The sequence below is a fragment of the Streptomyces catenulae genome, assembly GCF_000718015.1.
GTDB classification, from domain to species: Bacteria; Actinomycetota; Actinomycetes; order Streptomycetales; family Streptomycetaceae; genus Streptomyces; species Streptomyces catenulae.
In genome coordinates this window covers 14343-33015 of sequence record NZ_JODY01000033.1, presented here as the reverse complement: position 1 = coordinate 33015, position 18673 = coordinate 14343, and the positions used below count along the sequence as shown (strand labels likewise).

Genomic DNA, 18673 nt, shown 5'->3' with positions numbered 1-18673 from the left:
CCTGGCAGAGCCTTCATTCTCTCTCATCCGCGAGGGTGCGGAAGGCCCGGGGCCGTGACGTACAGTGCCGCGCGCACCCGCCACGACGGCCCGAAGGACGGGACCCCCGATGACGACGCAACGGCCGCACCCCGCTCCCCCGGGCGCGGTCCGGCGCCCGCCCGCGCCTCCCGCGCGCCGCCGCCCACCCACCGCGCGCCCCCTCCTGGCGGCGTTCCTGGCCCTCTCCTGCCTGCTGCTCACCGGCTGTACGCACCACCACCGGCTGTCGGCGCCGGTTTTGGCCCCCCGGCCGCCCGACACCACGGCGCCCGCGCTGCGCGCCCTGGTCGCCGCGGGCGCCCCCGGCGCCGCCGCCCTGGTCGTCCGGGGCGGGAAATTCACCGCCGCCCGCTTCTCCGCCGCCGGGTTCGCCGATCTGCGCACCCGCCGCCCCATGGAACGCCGGGACCACTTCCGGGCGGGCAGCCTCACCAAGACGCTGGTCGCCACGGTGGTCCTCCAGCTCGCCGCGGAGCGGCGGCTCGCCCTGGACGGCTCCGCCGCCCGGCTCCTGACGACCGGCCACCGGACGCCGCCGGGCCTGTCCCGCGCCCGTCTGGCCCCGCTGTCCCGGGTGACGGTCCGCCAGCTCCTGGACCACACCAGCGGACTCTTCAACTACACCGACGACCCGGCCCTGCACCTGACCGGCCCGGACTTCGCCGTCCACCGCTACGACAGCCACACCCCCGCCGAGCTGCTGCGCCGCGCACTGCGCCACCCGCCGGGCGCCGCCCCCGGCGCCCGCTACGCCTACTCCAACACCAACTACCTCGTCCTCGGTCTGATCGTCGAGGCGGTCACCGGCCGCCGCTACGCCGACGAGATCCGCCGCCGGATACTCACCCCCGTCGGGCTGACCGGGACCAGCTTCCCCGGGACCCGCACCGCCCTGCCCCGCCCGCACGGCCGCGCCTACTTCCGCACCGCTCACGGGCGGCTCGACGCCACCGAGCTGAACCCCAGCTGGGCGGGGGCCGCCGGGGAGATGGTCACCACCCTCGACGACCTCAACCGCTTCTTCGCCGCCCTCCTCGGCGGCCGGCTGCTGCCCCCGCACGAGCTGACCGCGCTCCGCGACGAGCGCGCCACCCACGGCACCTACGGCCTCGGCGTCTACGCCACCCGGCTGTCCTGCGGGGTGACCGTCTGGGGCCACAACGGCGACATCCACGGCTCGTACGCCCGCACCGCCGCCTCCGAGGACGGCCGACACCTCGTCAGCTACCGCCTCAACACCGACGCCCCCGGCCCCCGCGCGGGCGGCGACGCGGTGCTGACCGCGGAGTTCTGCCCCAAGCCGAAGCCGGGGCCGACCCCGACGCCGACTCAGGCGCCGGGGACGGCCGCACCGCGGACCGCCGCCCGCGCCGCGCCCGTCCCCGCCGCCTGAGCCCGTCCCGCCCCTACAGCGGGACGATGTCCGGGGCGCCCAGCCGGGCCGCATCGGCCGTCAGATCGTCGGGCTGGCGCTGCGATTCCCGCTCCGCCTCGACCCGCTTCTCGTAGTGCGTGACCTCCTTGTCGACCTGCGCCGCGTCCCAGCCCAGCGCGGGGGCCATCAACTCCGCCGCCTCGCGGGCGCAGCGGGTGCCGCGGTCGAAAGTCTCGATGGAGATACGGGTGCGCCGGGTCAGCACGTCGTCGAGGTGGCGGGCGCCCTCATGGGTGCAGGCGTAGACCACCTCGGCCCGGAGGTAGTCCTCCGCGCCGGTCAGCGGCGTGCCCAGCGTCGGATCGGCCACCACCAGCTCCAGCAGCTCCTCGGTCAGCGAGCCGTAACGGTTCAGCAGATGCTCGACGCGGGCGACGTGCAGCCCGGAGCGGGCCGCGATCCGCGCCCGGGCGTTCCACATCGCCCGGTACCCCTCGGCGCCGAGCAGCGGGACGTCCTCGGTGACGCACTCCGCGACCCGCTGGTCGAGCCCGTGCACCGCCTCGTCCACCGCGTCCTTCGCCATCACCCGGTACGTCGTGTACTTGCCCCCGGCGACCACGACGAGGCCCGGCACCGGGTGCGCCACGGTGTGCTCGCGGGAGAGCTTGCTCGTCGCGTCCGACTCCCCGGCCAGCAGCGGCCGCAGCCCCGCATAGACGCCCTCGACGTCGTCCCTGGTCAGCGGCGTGGCGAGGACGGAGTTCACATGCTCCAGGAGGTAGTCGATGTCCGCGCTGGACGCCGCCGGGTGCGCCTTGTCGAGATCCCAGTCGGTGTCGGTCGTCCCGATGATCCAGTGCCGCCCCCAGGGGATGACGAAGAGCACGCTCTTCTCGGTGCGCAGGATCAGCCCGGTCGTGGAGTGGATGCGGTCCTTGGGGACGACGAGGTGGATGCCCTTGGAGGCGCGGACGTGGAACTGCCCGCGCTCGTTGATCAGCCCCTGGGTGTCGTCGGTCCACACCCCGGTGGCGTTGACGATCTGCCGGGCCCGGATCTCGTACGTACCGCCCGACTCGACGTCCTCGACCCGCGCGCCGACCACCCGCTCGCCCTCGCGCAGGAAGTCCACCACCCGCGCACCGTTGGCGACCTGCGCGCCGTACGAGGCGGCGGTGCGCACCAGCGTCTCGACGAACCGCGCGTCGTCCATCTGCGCGTCGTAGTACTGCAACGCCCCCACCAGCGCGTCCTTACGCAGACAGGGTGCGACCCGCAGCGCCCGCTTGTGCGAGAGGTGCCGGTGGACGGGGAGCCCGCGACCGTGGCCGGAGGAGAGGGACATCGCGTCGTAGAGCGCCACCCCGGAACCGGCGTAGCAGCGCTCCCAGACGTGGTGCTGGAGCGGGTAGAGGAACGGCACCGGCTTCACCAGGTGCGGGGCGAGCCGCTCCAGCAGCAGCCCGCGCTCCTTCAGCGCCTCCCGTACCAGCGCGAAGTCCAGCATCTCCAGATACCGCAGTCCGCCGTGGATGAGCTTGCTGGAGCGGCTGGAGGTGCCCGCCGCCCAGTCGCGCGCCTCGACGAGTCCGGTGGCCAGCCCGCGGGTCGCCGCGTCCAGGACGGTTCCGGCGCCGACGACGCCGCCGCCGATCACCAGAATGTCGAGCTCCCGTTCCGCCATCCGGGCGAGCGCCTCGGCGCGCTGCACCGGTCCCAGGGTCGCTGTTTTCACCACTGCCTCCCACTGTGATCGGGGCCACACCCCCGTCGGTCGATTCTGTCCGCGTCGGCTGCCGTCACTCCCCCCTGCCGCCACCGGCGGCAACACCCCGCCACCTTGATCCACCAATTCCCATTCTGCGCGAAATGTCGGCTTAGTCTACTTATGCGTCAATCGGAATCGCTCGGGAAGGGCGGCAGCAGCATGCCCGCAGACCTCGCCGTCATCGGCCTCGGCCCCCTCGGCCTCCCCCTCGCCCGGGCCGCCACCGCGGCCGGGATCTCCACCGTCGGCTACGCCCCCGACCCGCACGCCGCCCCGCTCACCGCCCCCGACGGCCCGCTGACCGCCACCGAACTGCGACGGCTGACCGCCGCCGGATTCCGCACCACCGACGACCCCGCCGCCCTCGGCCGGGTCCGCACCGCGGTCATCTGCGCCCCCACCCCGCTCGGCGCCGACCGCGCCCTCGACCTCACCGCCGTCGCCGACGCGGCCCGCACCCTCGCCGCCCGGCTCCGCCCGCACACCACCGTCGTCCTCGAATCCGCCGCCTACCCGGGCACCACCGAGGACTTCCTCCGCCCCCTGCTGGAGGAGGGGTCCGGGCTCACCGCCGGGCGCGACTTCCACCTCGCCTGCTCCCCGCCGCGCCACGACCCCGGCAACCGCACCCACGGCTACGCCAACACCCCCAAGGTCATCGGCGGCCTCACCCCCGCCTGCACCGAAGCCGCCGCCGCCTTCTACGGCCGCCTCACCGACAAGGTCGTCCGCGCCCGCGGCCCCCGCGAGGCCGAGACCGCCGGACTCCTGGAGACCAACTACCGCCACCTCAACATCGCCCTGATGAACGAGATGGCGGTCTTCTGCCACGACATCGGCGTCGACCTCTGGGACGTCATCCGCTGCGCCGAGACCAAACCCTTCGGCTTCCAGGCGTTCCGCCCCGGCCCCGGCGTCGGCGGCCACGCCGCCCCCGTCGACCCCAACTACCTCGCCTACCAGGGCCGTTCCCTCGGCTACCCGCTGCGCATGGTCGAACTGGCGCAGGAGGTCAACGACCGGATGCCCGGCTACGTCGCCCGGCGCTGCGCCACCCTCCTCAACGAGCACGGCAAGTCCGCCCGCGGCGCCCGCGTCCTCCTCATCGGCGTCACCTACAAGCCCGACATCGGCGACCAGGAGGGCGCCCCCGCCCGCGAGATCGCCGCCCGCCTGATGGAACTCGGCGCCCACATCACCTACCACGACCCGTACGTCCCCCGCTGGACCGTCCTCGACCGCCCGGTCCCCCGCGCCGACTCCCTCCACGAGTCCGCCGCCGACGCCGACCTCACGGTCCTCCTCCAGCCGCACCGCACCTACGACCTCCAGGGCCTGTCGGTCAAGGCCCAACTGCTGCTGGACACCCGCGGGGCGACACCCGCCGGGGCGGCCCACCGGCTGTGACATACGGAAGGGGCCCGGCCCACCGTGGTGGTGGTCCGGGCCCCTCGTGCTGTCTACCGCCGTACGGTCAGCGCCTGCCGCGCTGCGACGGGTCGACCGTCACCTCGACCCGCTGGAACTCCTTCAGCTCGGAGTAGCCGGTCGTCGCCATCGCCCGGCGCAGCGCGCCGAAGAAGTTCATCGAACCGTCGGGGGTGGTCGACGGGCCGAGCAGCACCTCCTCGGTGGTGCCGACGGCGCCGAGGTCCACGCGCTTGCCGCGCGGCACGTCCTCGTGGACCGCCTCCATGCCCCAGTGGTGGCCGCGACCGGGCGCGTCCGTCGCCCGGGCCAGCGGGGAGCCCATCATCACGGCGTCCGCACCGCAGGCGATGGCCTTCGGCAGGTCACCGGAGAAGCCCACGCCGCCGTCGGCGATGACATGGACGTACCGGCCGCCGGACTCGTCCATGTAGTCCCGCCGCGCCGCCGCGACATCCGCCACCGCCGTCGCCATCGGCACCTGGATGCCGAGCACGTTACGGGTGGTGTGCGCCGCGCCGCCGCCGAAGCCGACCAGCACACCGGCGGCACCGGTCCGCATCAGGTGCAGCGCCGCGGTGTACGTGGCGCAGCCGCCGACGATCACCGGGACGTCCAGCTCGTAGATGAACTGCTTGAGGTTGAGCGGCTCGGCCGCCGACGAGACGTGCTCGGCGGAGACCGTCGTCCCGCGGATCACGAAGATGTCGACACCGGCGTCCACCACCGCCTGCGAGAACTGCGCGGTGCGCTGCGGGGAGAGCGCGGCGGCGGTGACGACACCGGAGTCGCGCACCTCCTTGATGCGCTGCCCGATCAGCTCTTCCTTGATCGGCGCGGCGTAGATCTCCTGCATCCGCCTGGTCGCCGCGTCACCGTCCAGCTCGGCGATCTCGGCGAGCAGCGGCTCCGGGTCCTCGTAGCGGGTCCACAGGCCCTCCAGGTTGAGGACGCCGAGGCCGCCCAGCTCACCGATGCGGATGGCGGCCTGCGGCGAGACCACGGAGTCCATCGGGGCCGCCAGGAAGGGCAGCTCGAAGCGGTAGGCGTCGATCTGCCAGGCGATCGAGACCTCCTTCGGGTCGCGGGTGCGGCGACTCGGTACGACGGCGATGTCGTCGAAGGCGTACGCCCGGCGGCCGCGCTTGCCGCGCCCGATCTCGATCTCAGTCACGTTGTGGGGCCTTTCCCTCTTGGTCTGCGTGTCCCAGTATCTCCGACACGCGTGTGAGGGGCGGCTCCGGAGCGTCCGGTGCCGCCCCTCACGGGCGTGGTGCTACTTACGGCTGTAGTTCGGCGCCTCGACCGTCATCTGGATGTCGTGCGGGTGGCTCTCCTTGAGCCCCGCCGAGGTGATCCGGACGAAACGGCCCTTGGACTCCATCTCGTCGATGGAGGCGGCACCCACGTACCCCATCGTCTGGCGCAGGCCACCGACGAGCTGGTGCAGCACGTTGGCCAGCGGACCGCGGTAGGGCACCTGACCCTCGATGCCCTCGGGCACAAGCTTGTCGTCGGAGGCGACATCGGCCTGGAAGTAGCGGTCCTTGGAGTACGAACGGCCCTGGCCACGGGATTGCATCGCCCCGAGGGAACCCATGCCGCGGTACGACTTGAACTGCTTGCCGTTGATGAACAGCAGCTCGCCCGGCGACTCCTCACAACCGGCGAGGAGGCTGCCCAGCATCACCGTGTCGGCACCGGCGGCGAGCGCCTTGCCGATGTCGCCGGAGTACTGCAGACCGCCGTCGCCGATGACCGGGACACCGGCCGCGCGGGCGGCGAGCGCCGCCTCGTAGATCGCGGTGACCTGCGGGACGCCGATACCGGCGACCACCCGGGTGGTGCAGATCGAGCCGGGGCCGACACCGACCTTGACGCCGTCGACACCGGCGTCGATCAGGGCCTGCGCGCCGTCCCGCGTCGCGACGTTGCCGCCGATGACGTCGACGTTCACCGCGGACTTGATCTTCGCCATCCAGTTCAGCGCGTTGCTGTTGTGGCCGTGCGAGGTGTCCACGATGAGGAAGTCGGCGCCCGCCTCGGCCAGCGCCTGCGCCCGCTCCAGGGCCTCGGGGCTCGCGCCGACGGCGGCACCGACGAGGAGACGGCCCTCGGCGTCCTTCGCCGCGTTCGGGTACTGCTCGGCCTTGACGAAGTCCTTGACCGTGATCAGGCCCTTGAGGACACCCGCGTCGTCGACCAGCGGAAGCTTCTCGATCTTGTGGCGGCGCAGCAGCTGCATCGCGTCCACACCGGAGATGCCGACCTTGCCGGTGACCAGCGGCATCGGCGTCATGACCTCGCGCACCTGACGGGTGCGGTCGGGCTCGAAGGCCATGTCACGGTTGGTGACGATGCCGAGCAGCTTGCCCGCCGCGTCGGTCACCGGGACACCGCTGATACGGAACTTCGCGCACAGGGCGTCGGCCTCGGCGAGCGTGGCGTCCGGGTGCACGGTGATCGGGTCGGTCACCATGCCGGACTCGGAACGCTTCACGAGGTCGACCTGGTTGACCTGGTCCTCGACGGACAGGTTGCGGTGCAGCACACCGACGCCGCCCTGCCGCGCCATCGCGATGGCCATCCGGGCCTCGGTGACCTTGTCCATCGCGGCGGAGAGCAGCGGGATGTTCACCCGGACGTTGCGCGAGATACGGGACGAGATGTCGACCACGTTGGGCAGCACCTCGGATGCGCCCGGCAGCAGCAGCACGTCGTCGTAGGTCAGCCCGAGTGTCGCAAATTTCTCAGGTACTCCATCGACGTTGTCGCTCATGACACCTTCCCCAATGCTCTTGCCTCGGCGCGGACGTCCATGCTAACGGCCTGAGGTGGTGTCTCATTCCACGAGGAATGAGGGCCTCATCACCCGTACCTTCCTACGGCCGCAACCGGCCATCGGCGCACGGATCACGCCACCCCGGGCCTACTGCTCGGCGAGCGCCCGCAGCCTGCTCAACGCCCGGTGCTGCGCGACCCGCACCGCACCCGGCGACATCCCGAGCATCTGCCCGGTCTCCTCCGCCGTCAGCCCCACCGCGACCCGCAGCAACACCAGCTCCCGCTGGTTCTCCGGCAGGTTGGCCAGCAGCTTCTTCGCCCACGCGGCATCGCTGCTCAGCAGCGCCCGCTCCTCGGGCCCGAGCGAGTTGTCCGGCTGCTCCGGCATCTCGTCGGACGGCACCGCCGTACTCCCGGGCCCGCGCATCGCGGCACGCTGGAGATCGGCGACCTTGTGCCCGGCGATGGCGAAGACGAACGCCTCGAACGGCTTCCCGGTGTCGCGGTAGCGCGGCAGCGCGCAGAGCACCGCGACACAGACCTCCTGCGCCAGATCCTCGACGAAGTGCCGGGCGTCCCCCGGGAGCCGGGAGAGACGGGTCCGGCAGTAGCGCAGCGCCAGCGGGTGCACATGGGCCAGGAGATCGTGCGTGGCCCGCTCGTCCCCCTCGACTGCGCGTGCAACGAGATCACCGATCTCCTGCTTGCCGTCATCGCGCATCGGACCATGGTGCCTTGACGCGGCACCGCTCCCGGCACCGCCCTCGTCGTTGTGCACTGAACCGTTACGAGCCGCCGCGTTAGCACGCACGTCCCACGCCTCCCCCGATCGGGTTGTGCCCATGCCGACGTCGAGTCCTCGCCGGTAGCGTGTATCCGTGCCGTGAGGCATCGGGTAAGGCTTGTCCGTCATGAGGTCTCTTCTTGGCCGAGTGAGAAGCCCCGGCCTCCGCCGGGGAGGAGTCACACGTCAAGGATGCGGCATCCCGTGACGTTTCGACGTCTAAGGGTTGCCCACACCGCACACCGGCCACCCCGGGGCGCACCGCCGAGCGGCGCCCGACCCCCGAAGACCGGCGCGGCCCGCCGTCCGGACGACGGCGCTCCCCCGCGCGCGACCTGCGCCGCACCGCCCGTCACCCACGCGGCAAGGGGGCCACAACGCTCACTCCTCCGACCGGAGAGAGCCGCCGTGACCCCGTTGACCCGCAGTTCAGCGCACCAGCCCCCAACGGAAGCCCAGCGCCACCGCATGGGCGCGGTCCGAGGCGCCGAGCTTTTTGAACAGCCGCCGGGCGTGGGTCTTGACCGTGTCCTCGGAGAGGAACAGCTCCCGGCCGATCTCGGCGTTGGAACGGCCGTGGCTCATGCCCTCCAGCACCTGGATCTCGCGGGCGGTGAGCGTCGGGGCGGCACCCATCTCGGCGGACCGCAGCCGCCGCGGGGCGAGCCGCCACGTCGGGTCCGCGAGCGCCTGGGTGACCGTGGCCCGCAGCTCGGCGCGCGAGGCGTCCTTGTGCAGATACCCGCGGGCCCCGGCGGCGACCGCGAGGGCCACCCCGTCCAGGTCCTCGGCCACCGTGAGCATGATGATCCGGGCGCCCGGATCGGCGGACAGCAGCCGGCGCACCGTCTCCACACCGCCCAGACCGGGCATCCGCACATCCATCAGAATCAGATCCGAGCGATCGGCACCCCAGCGGCGGAGGACTTCCTCGCCGTTGGCTGCCGTCGTCACACGCTCGACGCCGGGAACGGTCGCAACCGCGCGGCGGAGCGCCTCTCGGGCAAGCGGGGAGTCGTCGCAGACGAGGACGGAAGTCATGACTGTCCCCCGCGGCTCTCACAGCTGCTGCGCGTCACCTTGAGCCTCCAGGCTGGTACGTATCGTCACCTGTGCGCTTGACGGGCTCGGACACCTGCCCGATCACTAACTCCGCCAACCGCTTTCGCACACTCAACGACGGTCACTCGAAAGAGTTACGGGTTCGAGCATCGAATTCGGCACGCTGCGTAAGGGCCCGGATACGCAGACGAACAGGGCCGCCGTGGGCGATCACTCGCCCCCGAATGAGCCTTATGCCCTATTTGGCTCTCTTCCTTCCATTTTCTGGCGATCTGACGCTAGATTCGCAATGAGTCATATTTACATCTACTTACACAGTAGATGTACCGTCGTCACCACCGAGCCCGATACAGCAATCGCTTCGAGGGGATACGCAATGGCAGATTTCTCCCGCCTCCCGGGCCCGAACGCAGACCTCTGGGACTGGCAGCTGCTGGCAGCCTGCCGCGGTGTGGACAGCTCGCTGTTCTTCCATCCCGAAGGGGAACGCGGTGCCGCCCGCAGCGCGCGTGAGACATCGGCGAAGGAGGTCTGCATGCGCTGCCCCGTACGGGCCGAATGCGCGGCGCATGCGCTGGCCGTCCGCGAGCCCTACGGGGTCTGGGGCGGCCTGACCGAGGACGAACGCGAGGAGCTGATGGGCCGGGCCCGGCACCGGATGGTCCCCGCGACCACGCTGGTCGGCCCCGCGGGCGCCCAGAGCGGCTGACACCGGACGGCCGAACCGTTCAGCAGAAACGTTCCTCCAGGGGCGTGGCCGCACCTCGGCCAGGGGTGTGGTCGCGCGGCGAGCTGCCCTGAACCGGCGCCGGGCGCACCGTCCGTACGCCGCCGGATCAGCGGGCGGCGGCGCACTCCAGCTGATCGAGCATGGCGCCGACGGCCGGGACCCGGGCGAGGTCCGGCAGGGTGAGGGCCACGATCTCGCGGTGCACGGCGGGCTCCAGACGCACCGTGCGCGCACCCTTGGGCCGTACCGACGCGAGGGTCAGCTCGGGGAGGGCGGCGACGCCCAGACCGGCGCCGACCAGGCCGATCACGGCCGGGTAGTCGTCGGTGGCGAAGTCGATGCGCGGGGTGAACCCGGCGCGCTCGCACACCTCGACCAGATGCGTACGGCAGCGGGGGCACCCGGCGATCCACGGCTCGTCGGCGAGGTCGCCGAAGGCGGCGGAGCCGGTGGCGGCGAGGCGGTGGCCCTCCGGGACCAGGCCCACCAGACGGTCGGCGAGGACCGGGCGGACGACGAGGTCGTCCCAGTCGGAGCAGGCTTCCGGGGCGGCGGCGCGGACCTCCGGGTAGCGGAAGGCCAGCGCGATCTCGCAGTCGCCGTTGCGCAGCATCTCGATCGAGCGGGGCGGCTCGGCCTCGTCCAGGGAGACGCGGGTACGCGGATGGGCGGCGCGCATGGCGGCCAGCGCGGCGGGCACCAGCGTGGAGCTGCCGGAGGGGAAGGACACCAGGCGGACCCGACCGGCGCGGAGCCCCGCGATGGCGGCGACCTCCTCCTCGGCGGCGGTGAGCCCGGCGAGGATGCCGACGGCGTGCCGCACCAGCGCCTCGCCCGCCTGGGTCAGCCGCATCTCGCGGCCGGTGCGGATCAGCAACGGGGTGCCCGCCGACTGCTCCAGGGCCTTCATCTGCTGACTTACGGCCGGCTGGGTGCAGCCCAGTTCCCGGGCGGCGGCGGAGAACGAGCCGGTACGGGCGACCTCGCGCAGCACACGGAGATGGCGAGCCTCGATCATGGCTCCAGCATAAGCGAGGCTTGGGGGTAGGGGGAAAATAAGGGGTGCGACTTTGGTCGCGCCGCCCTTCCCGGGTCCGGCTCCGGCTCGGGTGGCGCCGGGGCGGGCGGGCCGGTCGGGGCGGGCCGGACGGGTGCGTTCATGTCATCCGGGCCGGATAGCGTGCAGCGCATGACGACTGCATTGATCACGGGAGCGACCTCGGGCATCGGGGCGGCGTTCGCCCGGCGCCTGGCGCACGACGGCCACAACCTCGTCCTGGTGGCACGCGACGAGAAGCGGCTGCACCGGCAGGCGACCGAACTGCACGACCTGCACGGCATCGAGGCGAGCGTGCTGAGCGCGGATCTGGCCACCGAGGAGGGCATCGCCACGGTCGAGGAGCGGCTCGGCGACCGGAAGCACCCGGTGGACCTGCTGGTCAACAACGCGGGCTTCGGCAACAAGGGTGAGTACCTGGACGTGCCGATGGACGACGAACTCGCCATGTTGAAGGTGCACTGCGAGGCGGTGTTGCGGCTGACCACGGCGGCGGTGCGCGGGATGCGGGAGCGGCGGCGCGGCGGGGTCGTCAACGTCGCCTCCGTCGCGGCGTTCGTACCGCGCGGCACCTACGGGGCGAGCAAGGCGTGGGTGGTGCAGTTCACGCAGGGCGCGGCGCGGGATCTGGCGGACAGCGGGGTGCGGCTGATGGCGCTCTGCCCCGGCTTCGTCCGGACGGAGTTCCACCAGCGGGCCGGGATGGGGACGGACAACATCCCCGGCTGGATGTGGCTGGACGCCGACAAACTGGTCGACGCGGCGATGAAGGACCTGGCCCGCGGCCGGTCCCTCTCCATCCCCGACCCCCGCTACAAGGCACTGATGGGCGCCGCGAAGCTGGCCCCGCGCGGCATGCTCGGCGGCCTGACCTCCCGCACGGGACGGAAGTTCGGACCGAAGTAGCGGGGCACGGCACGAGGCCCGGCCCCGCTGAGCACGCCCGCGGTCCCGTAAGGGGCAGGAACCTGTCCCTTACGGGACGGCCGCCGCTCCCCCGCGCCGCCGCTACGCCTCGATGTCGTATTCGAGTACGTACGCGGACGAGTCCAGGATCATTTCGTTGACCTCGACGGGGCGGCCGCCGTCCGCGAAGGCGGTACGGACGATGACGATCACGGGCGTACCGGCGCCGAGGCGCAGCCGGTCCGCCTCGTCCCGGGACGGCATCCGGCTGCGGCTCTGCTCCCGGAAGCGCACAGGACCGCAGCCCAGTTCAGCGAGACGGGCGTAGATGCCGCCCGGACCGGTGTCCTTCCGGACAATCGCCGAACCAGCCACCAGGGCGGCGGGCAGATAGCTGGTGGCCAGCAGAACCGGCTTGCCATCGAGGCTGAACCGGCGGCTGCGCACGCACACCGCCTCACGCGGAGCGATCCTGAGCACGTCCGCGACGGCTTGGGGCGCCGACTCCTCGCTGACGACAACCTGGTCGACGACCAGCTCCCTCTCCCCGGCATCGGCCGATCGGATGGAGCGGCCCGCTCCCCACTGATCACGCGCGAGCCGCTGGACACCACGGCGCCGCAACGGCTGGAAGTCACGGACGAAGACACCCACGCCCTTGCGCGCCTCCGCGACTCCTTCGTTCTGCAGGACACCGAGGGCCTGACGCGCAGTCATGCGGGCGACTTGGTGCGCAGCCATGATGTCGTTCTCGCCGGGAAGCCGATCACCGGGCCCGTATTCGCCGACCCTGACCGCCTCCTTCAGCTCTTCAGCGATGCGCTGATACTTCGGCTGACGGTCGTTGCCCTTGGCGGCCATACGCCCCCTCCTGATCTCTGGACACCCTAGACCGCCTGTTCACCCGCACAGCGGACGCTCACCTTCGCGGGTGACATCTCTAGAGGAGGCTTGCGATCTCTAGAGATGGAACGCTTCACTTGGCCGCAGACGGCCCCCGACATCTGACGGAGGGACCGAAGCGGAACATTCACCGATGCCCCAAGGCCGCGCCACGCACTGGCAACGGCCTTCCGCCGCACGGAGGTTGACGACTTGCTTCGCACCAGCCGAACGCTCTTCATGCCGCTGCCCGCCCAGGGCCGCCGTCCCGCAGACACCTCGCCCTCGGAGGAGGCGGCTGCCCGATGAACTCCATAGACCTTGCCCGGCTGCTGCCGTGGACCAGCCCCGACGGAAAGCCGTGTTACCTGATCGGCGGCACCGGGACCGGGTACATCTCGCGGCTCGCCGACCGGATGGAGGCGGAGCAGATGGAAGCGGCGGCCGTCCTCGTCGGAGAAGCCCGTCGCACGCTCGACTCCTGTGCGTGGACGCCTGGCGAAATCCATCTGCTGGCCTACGACTTGAACGATGCGCTGACCAAGGTGCACCGGGTGTCGGAGAGCCGGGGCGCCCGCTTGCGGCAGCTGATGGACGGCGGCGGGGGCGGCGCTTCAGCCGCCTGATGCAGGGCCCGGCCGGTACCGGACCGGCGCCCCGGGCACGGCACGAGGCCCGGCCCCCTTCGTGGGGGACCGGGCCTCGTGTGGCGCTACCGGCGCGGCCTGTGAGGGGCCGGGTCAGTGGGAGTGGCCGTGGCCGTGACCGGCCTCGGCGGGCTCCTCCTCGGCAGGCTTCTCGACGACCAGGGTCTCGGTCGTGAGGAGCAGCGAGGCGATGGAGGCGGCGTTCTCCAGGGCGGAGCGGGTGACCTTCACCGGGTCGATGACGCCGGCCTTGACCAGGTCGCCGTACTCACCGGTGGCGGCGTTGAAGCCCTGGCCCTTGTCCTGCTCGGCGACCTTCGAGGTGATGACGTAGCCCTCGAGACCGGCGTTCTCGGCGATCCAGCGCAGCGGCTCGACGGCGGCGCGGCGGACGACGGCGACACCGGTGGCCTCGTCGCCCTCCTTGCCCAGACCGCCGTCCAGCACCTTGGCGGCGTGGACGAGCGCGGAGCCACCACCGGAGACGATGCCCTCCTCGACCGCGGCGCGGGTCGCGGAGATGGCGTCCTCCAGACGGTGCTTCTTCTCCTTGAGCTCGACCTCGGTGGCCGCACCCACGCGGATGACGCAGACGCCACCGGCGAGCTTGGCGAGGCGCTCCTGGAGCTTCTCGCGGTCCCAGTCCGAGTCGGTGGTCTCGATCTCGGCCTTGATCTGGTTGACGCGACCGAGGACGTCCTCGGAGTTGCCGCCACCGTCGACGATGGTGGTGTCGTCCTTGGTGACGGTCACGCGGCGGGCGGTGCCCAGCACGTCCAGACCGGCCTGGTCGAGCTTGAGGCCGACCTCCTCGGCGATGACGGTGGCACCGGTGAGGGTGGCCATGTCGCCGAGCATCGCCTTGCGGCGGTCGCCGAAGCCGGGCGCCTTGACGGCGACGGCGTTGAAGGTGCCGCGGATCTTGTTGACGACCAGGGTCGACAGGGCCTCGCCCTCGACGTCCTCGGCGATGATCAGCAGCGGCTTGGAGCCACCCGCCTGGATGACCTTCTCCAGCAGCGGGAGCAGGTCCTGGATCGAGGCGATCTTGCCCTGGTGGATGAGGATGTAGGGGTCCTCCAGGACCGCTTCCATCCGCTCCTGGTCGGTGACCATGTAGGGCGAGAGGTAGCCCTTGTCGAAGGCCATGCCCTCGGTGAAGTCCAGCTCCAGGCCGAAGGTGTTGGACTCCTCGACGGTGATGACACCGTCCTTGCCGACCTTGTCCATCGCCTCGGCGATCAGCTCGCCGACCTGCTTGTCCTGGGCGGACAGGGCCGCGACGGCGGCGATGTCGGTCTTGTCCTCGATGGGACGCGCGGTCGCGAGCAGGTCGTCGGAGACGGCCTTGACGGCGGCGTCGATGCCCTTCTTCAGGGCGGCGGGGGAGGCACCGGCGGCGACGTTGCGCAGACCCTCGCGGACCAGCGCCTGGGCCAGCACGGTGGCGGTGGTGGTGCCGTCACCCGCGATGTCGTTGGTCTTGGTCGCCACCTCCTTCACCAGCTGGGCGCCGAGGTTCTCGTAGGGGTCGTCGACCTCGACCTCACGCGCGATGGTGACGCCGTCGTTGGTGATGGTCGGCGCGCCGAACTTCTTGTCGATGACGACGTTGCGGCCCTTGGGGCCGATCGTCACCTTCACCGTGTCGGCCAGCTTGTTGACGCCGCGCTCCAGGGCGCGACGGGCGTCCTCGTCGAACTTCAGGATCTTCGCCATGAGTTACGTGTCCTTAACGTCGTGCTCTCAACGAACTGCGCCCCTGCCCCGGTGCTTGGACGCGGGAACCAGGGGCGCAGATCACAGCAGAATGCTGGGTGACTTACTTCTCGACGATCGCGAGAACGTCGCGAGCCGAGAGGACGAGGTACTCCTCGCCGTTGTACTTCACCTCGGTGCCGCCGTACTTGCTGTAGAGCACGACGTCGCCGACGGAAACGTCGAGCGGAAGACGGTTGCCCTCCTCGAAGCGACCCGGACCGACGGCCAGGACGACGCCCTCCTGGGGCTTCTCCTTGGCAGTGTCCGGGATGACCAGGCCAGAGGCCGTGGTCTGCTCGGCGTCGAGCGGCTGGACCACGATGCGGTCCTCAAGCGGCTTGATGGCAACCTTGGTGCTGGCGGTCGTCACGATCCGACCTCCCCCTTCGGAGATCTCACGGGGTTAACTGTCTGAGGTGGCGAGCAGATGGATCCGTCGTCGCGGGTGCCGGACCAGCCCATCGCCGTGCTTAGCACTCCCCTTCGGAGAGTGCCAACGCCGACACTATGACGCGGTTAGCACTCGGTCAAGTGGAGTGCCAGTCGAGCCGGAAACGGGTCGCCCGGTCCACGGGCGGGCCGCGGGCGGAACTCCGGCGGAGCCGTGCCCTGCACCGTCCCGGCCGGATACCGTGCCGAATCGGACACATCAGGGGCCGTCGTCGCAACCCGGCGCCCCGGACCTCGGTCTTCCCTCAAGGTTGCCGAGCCGGCCACCGGGGCGGGCAGCTTCGCGGATGACGGAGGAGACAGGTGCGAGGAGCGAGGAGTGCGGCACGTACCGCGCGGGAGGAGAGCGACGTCGAGCGCACGATGACGTTCGCCGCGCTCGCCCAGGCACCGGACCGCCGCGGGACCGAGGCCCGGATGCTCGCCTTCGCGGTCGCGATCACCGTCGGCGGCTACGCCTACACCGGACTGTCGATGGAGGGGCGGCTGCCCGACGGGATGGCGTGGTTCACCGCCGCGATGGTGCTGATCGCGCTGGTGCCGCACCTCGTCGTCCGCCGTGTCGCCGAGCGCGCCGATCCGCTGATCCTGCCGCTGGCCACCCTGCTCACCGGCATCGGGCTCGTCCTGCTGAACCGTCTGGACATCACCTACGAACGGCTGCCACGGCTGCAGACCGCGCAGGCGGCCACCGGGCAGCTGGTGTGGACCGGGCTGGGGGTGGCGGTCTGTGTGGGGATCCTGCTGCTCCTGCGCGACCACCGGGTGTTGCAGCGCTACGTGTATCTGACGATGGCGGTCGGGCTGGTGCTGCTGATGGCACCGGCGTTCTTCGGCGCGGACCAGTTCGGCGCCAAGCGGTGGATCCTGCTCGGGCCGCTGTCGCTGCAGCCCGGCGAGTTCGTGAAGCTGATGATCGTGGTGTTCTTCGCCGGGTATCTGACGGTGAACCGCAACGCGCTGGCGCTGACCGGGCGGCGGGTGATGGGCGTGCAGCTGCCGCCTGGCCGTCAGCTCGGGCCGATCTTCACGATCTGGATCATCAGCCTGCTGGTGCTGGTCTTCGAGCGTGACCTCGGTACGTCGCTGATCTTCTTCGGCGTCTTCGTGATCATGCTGTACATGGCGACCGAGCGGACCGGCTGGGTGGTCTGCGGTCTGCTGATGGCGGCGGTCGGCGCGGCGGTCGTGGGGTCGGCGGAGCCGCACGTCAAGGGCCGGGTGATGGCCTGGCTGCACCCGATGGACATCTTCCTGCCGCCGGAGAAGCGGCCGCCGGGGCTGATCTCCGCGCAGTCGGCGGAGTCGCTGTTCAGCTTCGGCAGCGGCGGCGTCGGCGGCACCGGGCTCGGTCAGGGCCATCCGGAACTGGTCGGGTTCGCGGGCAACAGCGACTTCATCCTCACCACCGTCGGCGAGGAGCTGGGGATGGCCGGGGTGATGGTCGTCCTGCTGCTCTACACCCTCCTCGCGCAGCGCGGGTTCCGGGTCGGGGTGAGCGCCCGCGACCCGTTCGGCAAGCTGCTCGCCGTGGGGCTGTCGGGCGCGCTGATACTCCAGGTCTTCGTGGTCGCCGGTGGTGTGACGGGGCTGATCCCGCTGACCGGCAAGGCGCTGCCGTTCCTCGCCAAGGGCGGGTCGTCGCTGGTGGCGAACTGGATGATGGTCGCCGTGCTGCTGCGGATCAGCGATGCGGCGCAGCGGCGCCGGGAGCCGGTGGGCGCCTTCGCGCGGCGTTCCCGGCGGCGCGCGGGGCGGCGTGCGCTGCCCGCCCCGCGCGCCGGTGGGCCGGGGGGCTGACGGCCCCCGGCCGTCCCCGACCACCCGTAGAGGGCGGGCTCCGGCGGGTGCCCGGAGGTGCCGGGCGGTCTGCGGCTCAGACGTAGTCCTCCAGACGGGCGACGGCGAAGCCCTGCTCGGTGGCGGTGCGCAGGACGTTGCGGAGCAGGTCGGGCATGGTCGCCTGCCAGTCCTCGCGGCCCCGGAAGTGGCTGAGGATGATGTCGCCGGGGTGCAGCTTCCCGTCGCCGCGGCTGTAGTCGACGTGGTCGGGGAAGAACTCCTCGGCCCACAGCGGGACGACGGAGATGCCGCAGGACGCGGCGATCTTCAGGGTCTCGTGGGTGTAGTCCCCGTAGGGGGGCCGGAAGAGCCGCGGGGTGCGGCCCATCTCGCGGGTGAGGTACTCCTGCTGCCCGCAGATCTCCTTGCGCTGCTGGGCGTCGCTCAGTCCGGGCAGGTAGGGGTGGTGCAGCGTGTGGTTGTGCACGCCGTTGCCCTGCTGCTGGACGGTGCGGAAGAAGCCGTAGCCCTTGCCCGCCTTGGCGAGGTAGTCGCTGAGGAAGGCGCTGTAGGGGATGTGCAGCTCCTTCGTCATCCGCAGGAACTCGGGGTCCTTGTCGTAGCCGTCGTCCAGCGTCAGGAAGACGATCTTCCGGTCGGTGGGGACGCGGGAGATGGCAGTGGGGAGGTCCGGGTCGTCGCCGCGGGCGAAGACCGGCTCGGTGGTGATGTGGGGTTTGGCGGCGGGCGGCTCGGGCGGCTCCAGCGGCGCCTCGTCGAGCCCCCAGCGGGCGGCGACCGCGTCGCGGCGGGCCTGGGCCCGTTCGATCAGCTTGGCCTGGGTGAGCAGGGCGCGGGCGGCGGGGGCCACGGCGGGGCGGCCGTGGGCGGGGGCGTTGTCCTGGGGGGAGGGGGTCGCGGCGGCGGAGCAGCCGACGGCGAGCAGGCTCAGGGCGCCGACGGCGGCCAGGGTGCGCGTCCGGCGCGCCGTCGGGCGGCCCGGTCCGGGGCACCCGGAATGCGAGAAAAGTCTGATTAGCTGCATAACGCCGGATAGTGGCAGCGGCTTTCTGCGCGCCGCCGCGCGCCACGCGGCAGGGTCAACCGACCGGCCCACGCCGCCCCGCGCGCCGTCCACCCGACGGCCCCGCCCGCCCTACGCCGAGCGGGTCATGGCAGGTCAGCGACGTACCGCCGGGCCGTACGGGATGG

At 71.5% G+C, this 18673-nt stretch carries 16 protein-coding genes; 6 read left to right on the top strand and 10 right to left on the bottom strand.

The window, feature by feature from the left end; translation table 11 throughout:
- The first annotated feature begins 109 nt into the window (after positions 1 to 109).
- Positions 110 to 1435, top strand: coding sequence for a serine hydrolase domain-containing protein (locus IF23_RS0125195; protein ID WP_078654242.1), 1326 nt, complete (start codon positions 110 to 112; stop codon positions 1433 to 1435).
- Positions 1436 to 1448: 13 nt separating this feature from the next.
- Here IF23_RS0125195 and IF23_RS0125190 read toward each other — a convergent pair whose 3' ends face one another.
- Positions 1449 to 3155, bottom strand: a complete 1707-nt coding sequence (locus tag IF23_RS0125190; RefSeq protein WP_030287475.1) for a glycerol-3-phosphate dehydrogenase/oxidase — start codon at positions 3153 to 3155, stop codon at positions 1449 to 1451.
- Between the two features lie 192 nt (positions 3156 to 3347).
- On the opposite strand from IF23_RS0125190, the gene IF23_RS0125185 reads away from it, so the two are divergent.
- Entirely contained in the window at positions 3348 to 4595 is a 1248-nt protein-coding gene (locus IF23_RS0125185; protein ID WP_030287473.1) for a nucleotide sugar dehydrogenase, read from the top strand.
- Positions 4596 to 4662: 67 nt separating this feature from the next.
- Here IF23_RS0125185 and IF23_RS0125180 read toward each other — a convergent pair whose 3' ends face one another.
- The 4 genes from IF23_RS0125180 to IF23_RS0125165 all read right to left on the bottom strand — a co-directional run bounded on the left by IF23_RS0125180 (position 4663) and on the right by IF23_RS0125165 (position 9225).
- Positions 4663 to 5790, bottom strand: coding sequence for a GuaB3 family IMP dehydrogenase-related protein (locus IF23_RS0125180; protein WP_030287471.1), 1128 nt, complete (start codon positions 5788 to 5790; stop codon positions 4663 to 4665).
- A 102-nt stretch (positions 5791 to 5892) separates the two neighbouring features.
- The gene (gene guaB, locus IF23_RS0125175; RefSeq protein WP_030287469.1) at positions 5893 to 7395 is read right to left on the bottom strand and encodes an IMP dehydrogenase; all 1503 of its coding nucleotides are present in this window, start codon (positions 7393 to 7395) and stop codon (positions 5893 to 5895) included.
- 150 nt (positions 7396 to 7545) lie between these two features.
- Positions 7546 to 8121, bottom strand: a complete 576-nt coding sequence (locus IF23_RS0125170) for a sigma-70 family RNA polymerase sigma factor (protein WP_030287467.1) — start codon at positions 8119 to 8121, stop codon at positions 7546 to 7548.
- Positions 8122 to 8613: 492 nt separating this feature from the next.
- Complete coding sequence (locus tag IF23_RS0125165; RefSeq protein WP_003948568.1) at positions 8614 to 9225, bottom strand: response regulator transcription factor; 612 nt, start codon at positions 9223 to 9225, stop codon at positions 8614 to 8616.
- Between the two features lie 397 nt (positions 9226 to 9622).
- Between IF23_RS0125165 and IF23_RS0125160 the strand changes: the two genes are divergently transcribed.
- A complete protein-coding gene (locus IF23_RS0125160; protein WP_030287465.1) occupies positions 9623 to 9955 on the top strand; it encodes a WhiB family transcriptional regulator in 333 nt (110 codons plus the stop codon).
- 127 nt (positions 9956 to 10082) lie between these two features.
- Here IF23_RS0125160 and IF23_RS0125155 read toward each other — a convergent pair whose 3' ends face one another.
- Positions 10083 to 10994, bottom strand: a complete 912-nt coding sequence (locus IF23_RS0125155) for a LysR family transcriptional regulator (RefSeq protein ID WP_030287463.1) — start codon at positions 10992 to 10994, stop codon at positions 10083 to 10085.
- Between the two features lie 171 nt (positions 10995 to 11165).
- Between IF23_RS0125155 and IF23_RS0125150 the strand changes: the two genes are divergently transcribed.
- On the top strand, positions 11166 to 11939 hold the full coding sequence (locus tag IF23_RS0125150; protein ID WP_030287461.1) for an SDR family NAD(P)-dependent oxidoreductase: 774 nt from the start codon (positions 11166 to 11168) through the stop codon (positions 11937 to 11939).
- Between the two features lie 102 nt (positions 11940 to 12041).
- Here the strand turns inward: IF23_RS0125150 and IF23_RS0125145 are convergent, their stop codons facing one another.
- Entirely contained in the window at positions 12042 to 12800 is a 759-nt protein-coding gene (locus tag IF23_RS0125145) for a GntR family transcriptional regulator (RefSeq protein ID WP_030287460.1), read from the bottom strand.
- 326 nt (positions 12801 to 13126) lie between these two features.
- Between IF23_RS0125145 and IF23_RS0125140 the strand changes: the two genes are divergently transcribed.
- Positions 13127 to 13447, top strand: a complete 321-nt coding sequence (locus IF23_RS0125140) for a hypothetical protein (RefSeq protein WP_030287458.1) — start codon at positions 13127 to 13129, stop codon at positions 13445 to 13447.
- 114 nt (positions 13448 to 13561) lie between these two features.
- On the opposite strand, the gene groL is transcribed toward IF23_RS0125140, so the two are convergent.
- Complete coding sequence (gene groL, locus IF23_RS0125135) at positions 13562 to 15187, bottom strand: chaperonin GroEL (RefSeq protein ID WP_030287456.1); 1626 nt, start codon at positions 15185 to 15187, stop codon at positions 13562 to 13564.
- Positions 15188 to 15290: 103 nt separating this feature from the next.
- Positions 15291 to 15599 (bottom strand): co-chaperone GroES, encoded by a 309-nt coding sequence (gene groES / locus IF23_RS0125130; protein ID WP_030287454.1) that lies wholly within the window; start codon positions 15597 to 15599, stop codon positions 15291 to 15293.
- 443 nt (positions 15600 to 16042) lie between these two features.
- Between groES and IF23_RS0125125 the strand changes: the two genes are divergently transcribed.
- A complete protein-coding gene (locus IF23_RS0125125) occupies positions 16043 to 17479 on the top strand; it encodes an FtsW/RodA/SpoVE family cell cycle protein (RefSeq protein WP_078654240.1) in 1437 nt (478 codons plus the stop codon).
- A gap of 76 nt (positions 17480 to 17555) precedes the next feature.
- Here IF23_RS0125125 and IF23_RS0125120 read toward each other — a convergent pair whose 3' ends face one another.
- Positions 17556 to 18506 (bottom strand): polysaccharide deacetylase family protein, encoded by a 951-nt coding sequence (locus IF23_RS0125120; protein WP_078654239.1) that lies wholly within the window; start codon positions 18504 to 18506, stop codon positions 17556 to 17558.
- Positions 18507 to 18673 lie beyond the last annotated feature (167 nt).

Coding starts and splice junctions, on each gene's coding strand:
- IF23_RS0125195 (WP_078654242.1), top strand. CDS start 110: ATGACGACGCAACGGCCGCACCCCGCTCCCCCGGGCGCGGTCCGGCGC.
- IF23_RS0125185 (WP_030287473.1), top strand. CDS start 3,348: ATGCCCGCAGACCTCGCCGTCATCGGCCTCGGCCCCCTCGGCCTCCCC.
- guaB (WP_030287469.1), bottom strand. CDS start 7,395: ATGAGCGACAACGTCGATGGAGTACCTGAGAAATTTGCGACACTCGGG.
- IF23_RS0125170 (WP_030287467.1), bottom strand. CDS start 8,121: ATGCGCGATGACGGCAAGCAGGAGATCGGTGATCTCGTTGCACGCGCA.
- IF23_RS0125165 (WP_003948568.1), bottom strand. CDS start 9,225: ATGACTTCCGTCCTCGTCTGCGACGACTCCCCGCTTGCCCGAGAGGCG.
- IF23_RS0125160 (WP_030287465.1), top strand. CDS start 9,623: ATGGCAGATTTCTCCCGCCTCCCGGGCCCGAACGCAGACCTCTGGGAC.
- IF23_RS0125155 (WP_030287463.1), bottom strand. CDS start 10,994: ATGATCGAGGCTCGCCATCTCCGTGTGCTGCGCGAGGTCGCCCGTACC.
- IF23_RS0125150 (WP_030287461.1), top strand. CDS start 11,166: ATGACGACTGCATTGATCACGGGAGCGACCTCGGGCATCGGGGCGGCG.
- IF23_RS0125145 (WP_030287460.1), bottom strand. CDS start 12,800: ATGGCCGCCAAGGGCAACGACCGTCAGCCGAAGTATCAGCGCATCGCT.
- IF23_RS0125140 (WP_030287458.1), top strand. CDS start 13,127: ATGAACTCCATAGACCTTGCCCGGCTGCTGCCGTGGACCAGCCCCGAC.
- groL (WP_030287456.1), bottom strand. CDS start 15,187: ATGGCGAAGATCCTGAAGTTCGACGAGGACGCCCGTCGCGCCCTGGAG.
- IF23_RS0125125 (WP_078654240.1), top strand. CDS start 16,043: ATGACGTTCGCCGCGCTCGCCCAGGCACCGGACCGCCGCGGGACCGAG.
- IF23_RS0125120 (WP_078654239.1), bottom strand. CDS start 18,506: ATGCAGCTAATCAGACTTTTCTCGCATTCCGGGTGCCCCGGACCGGGC.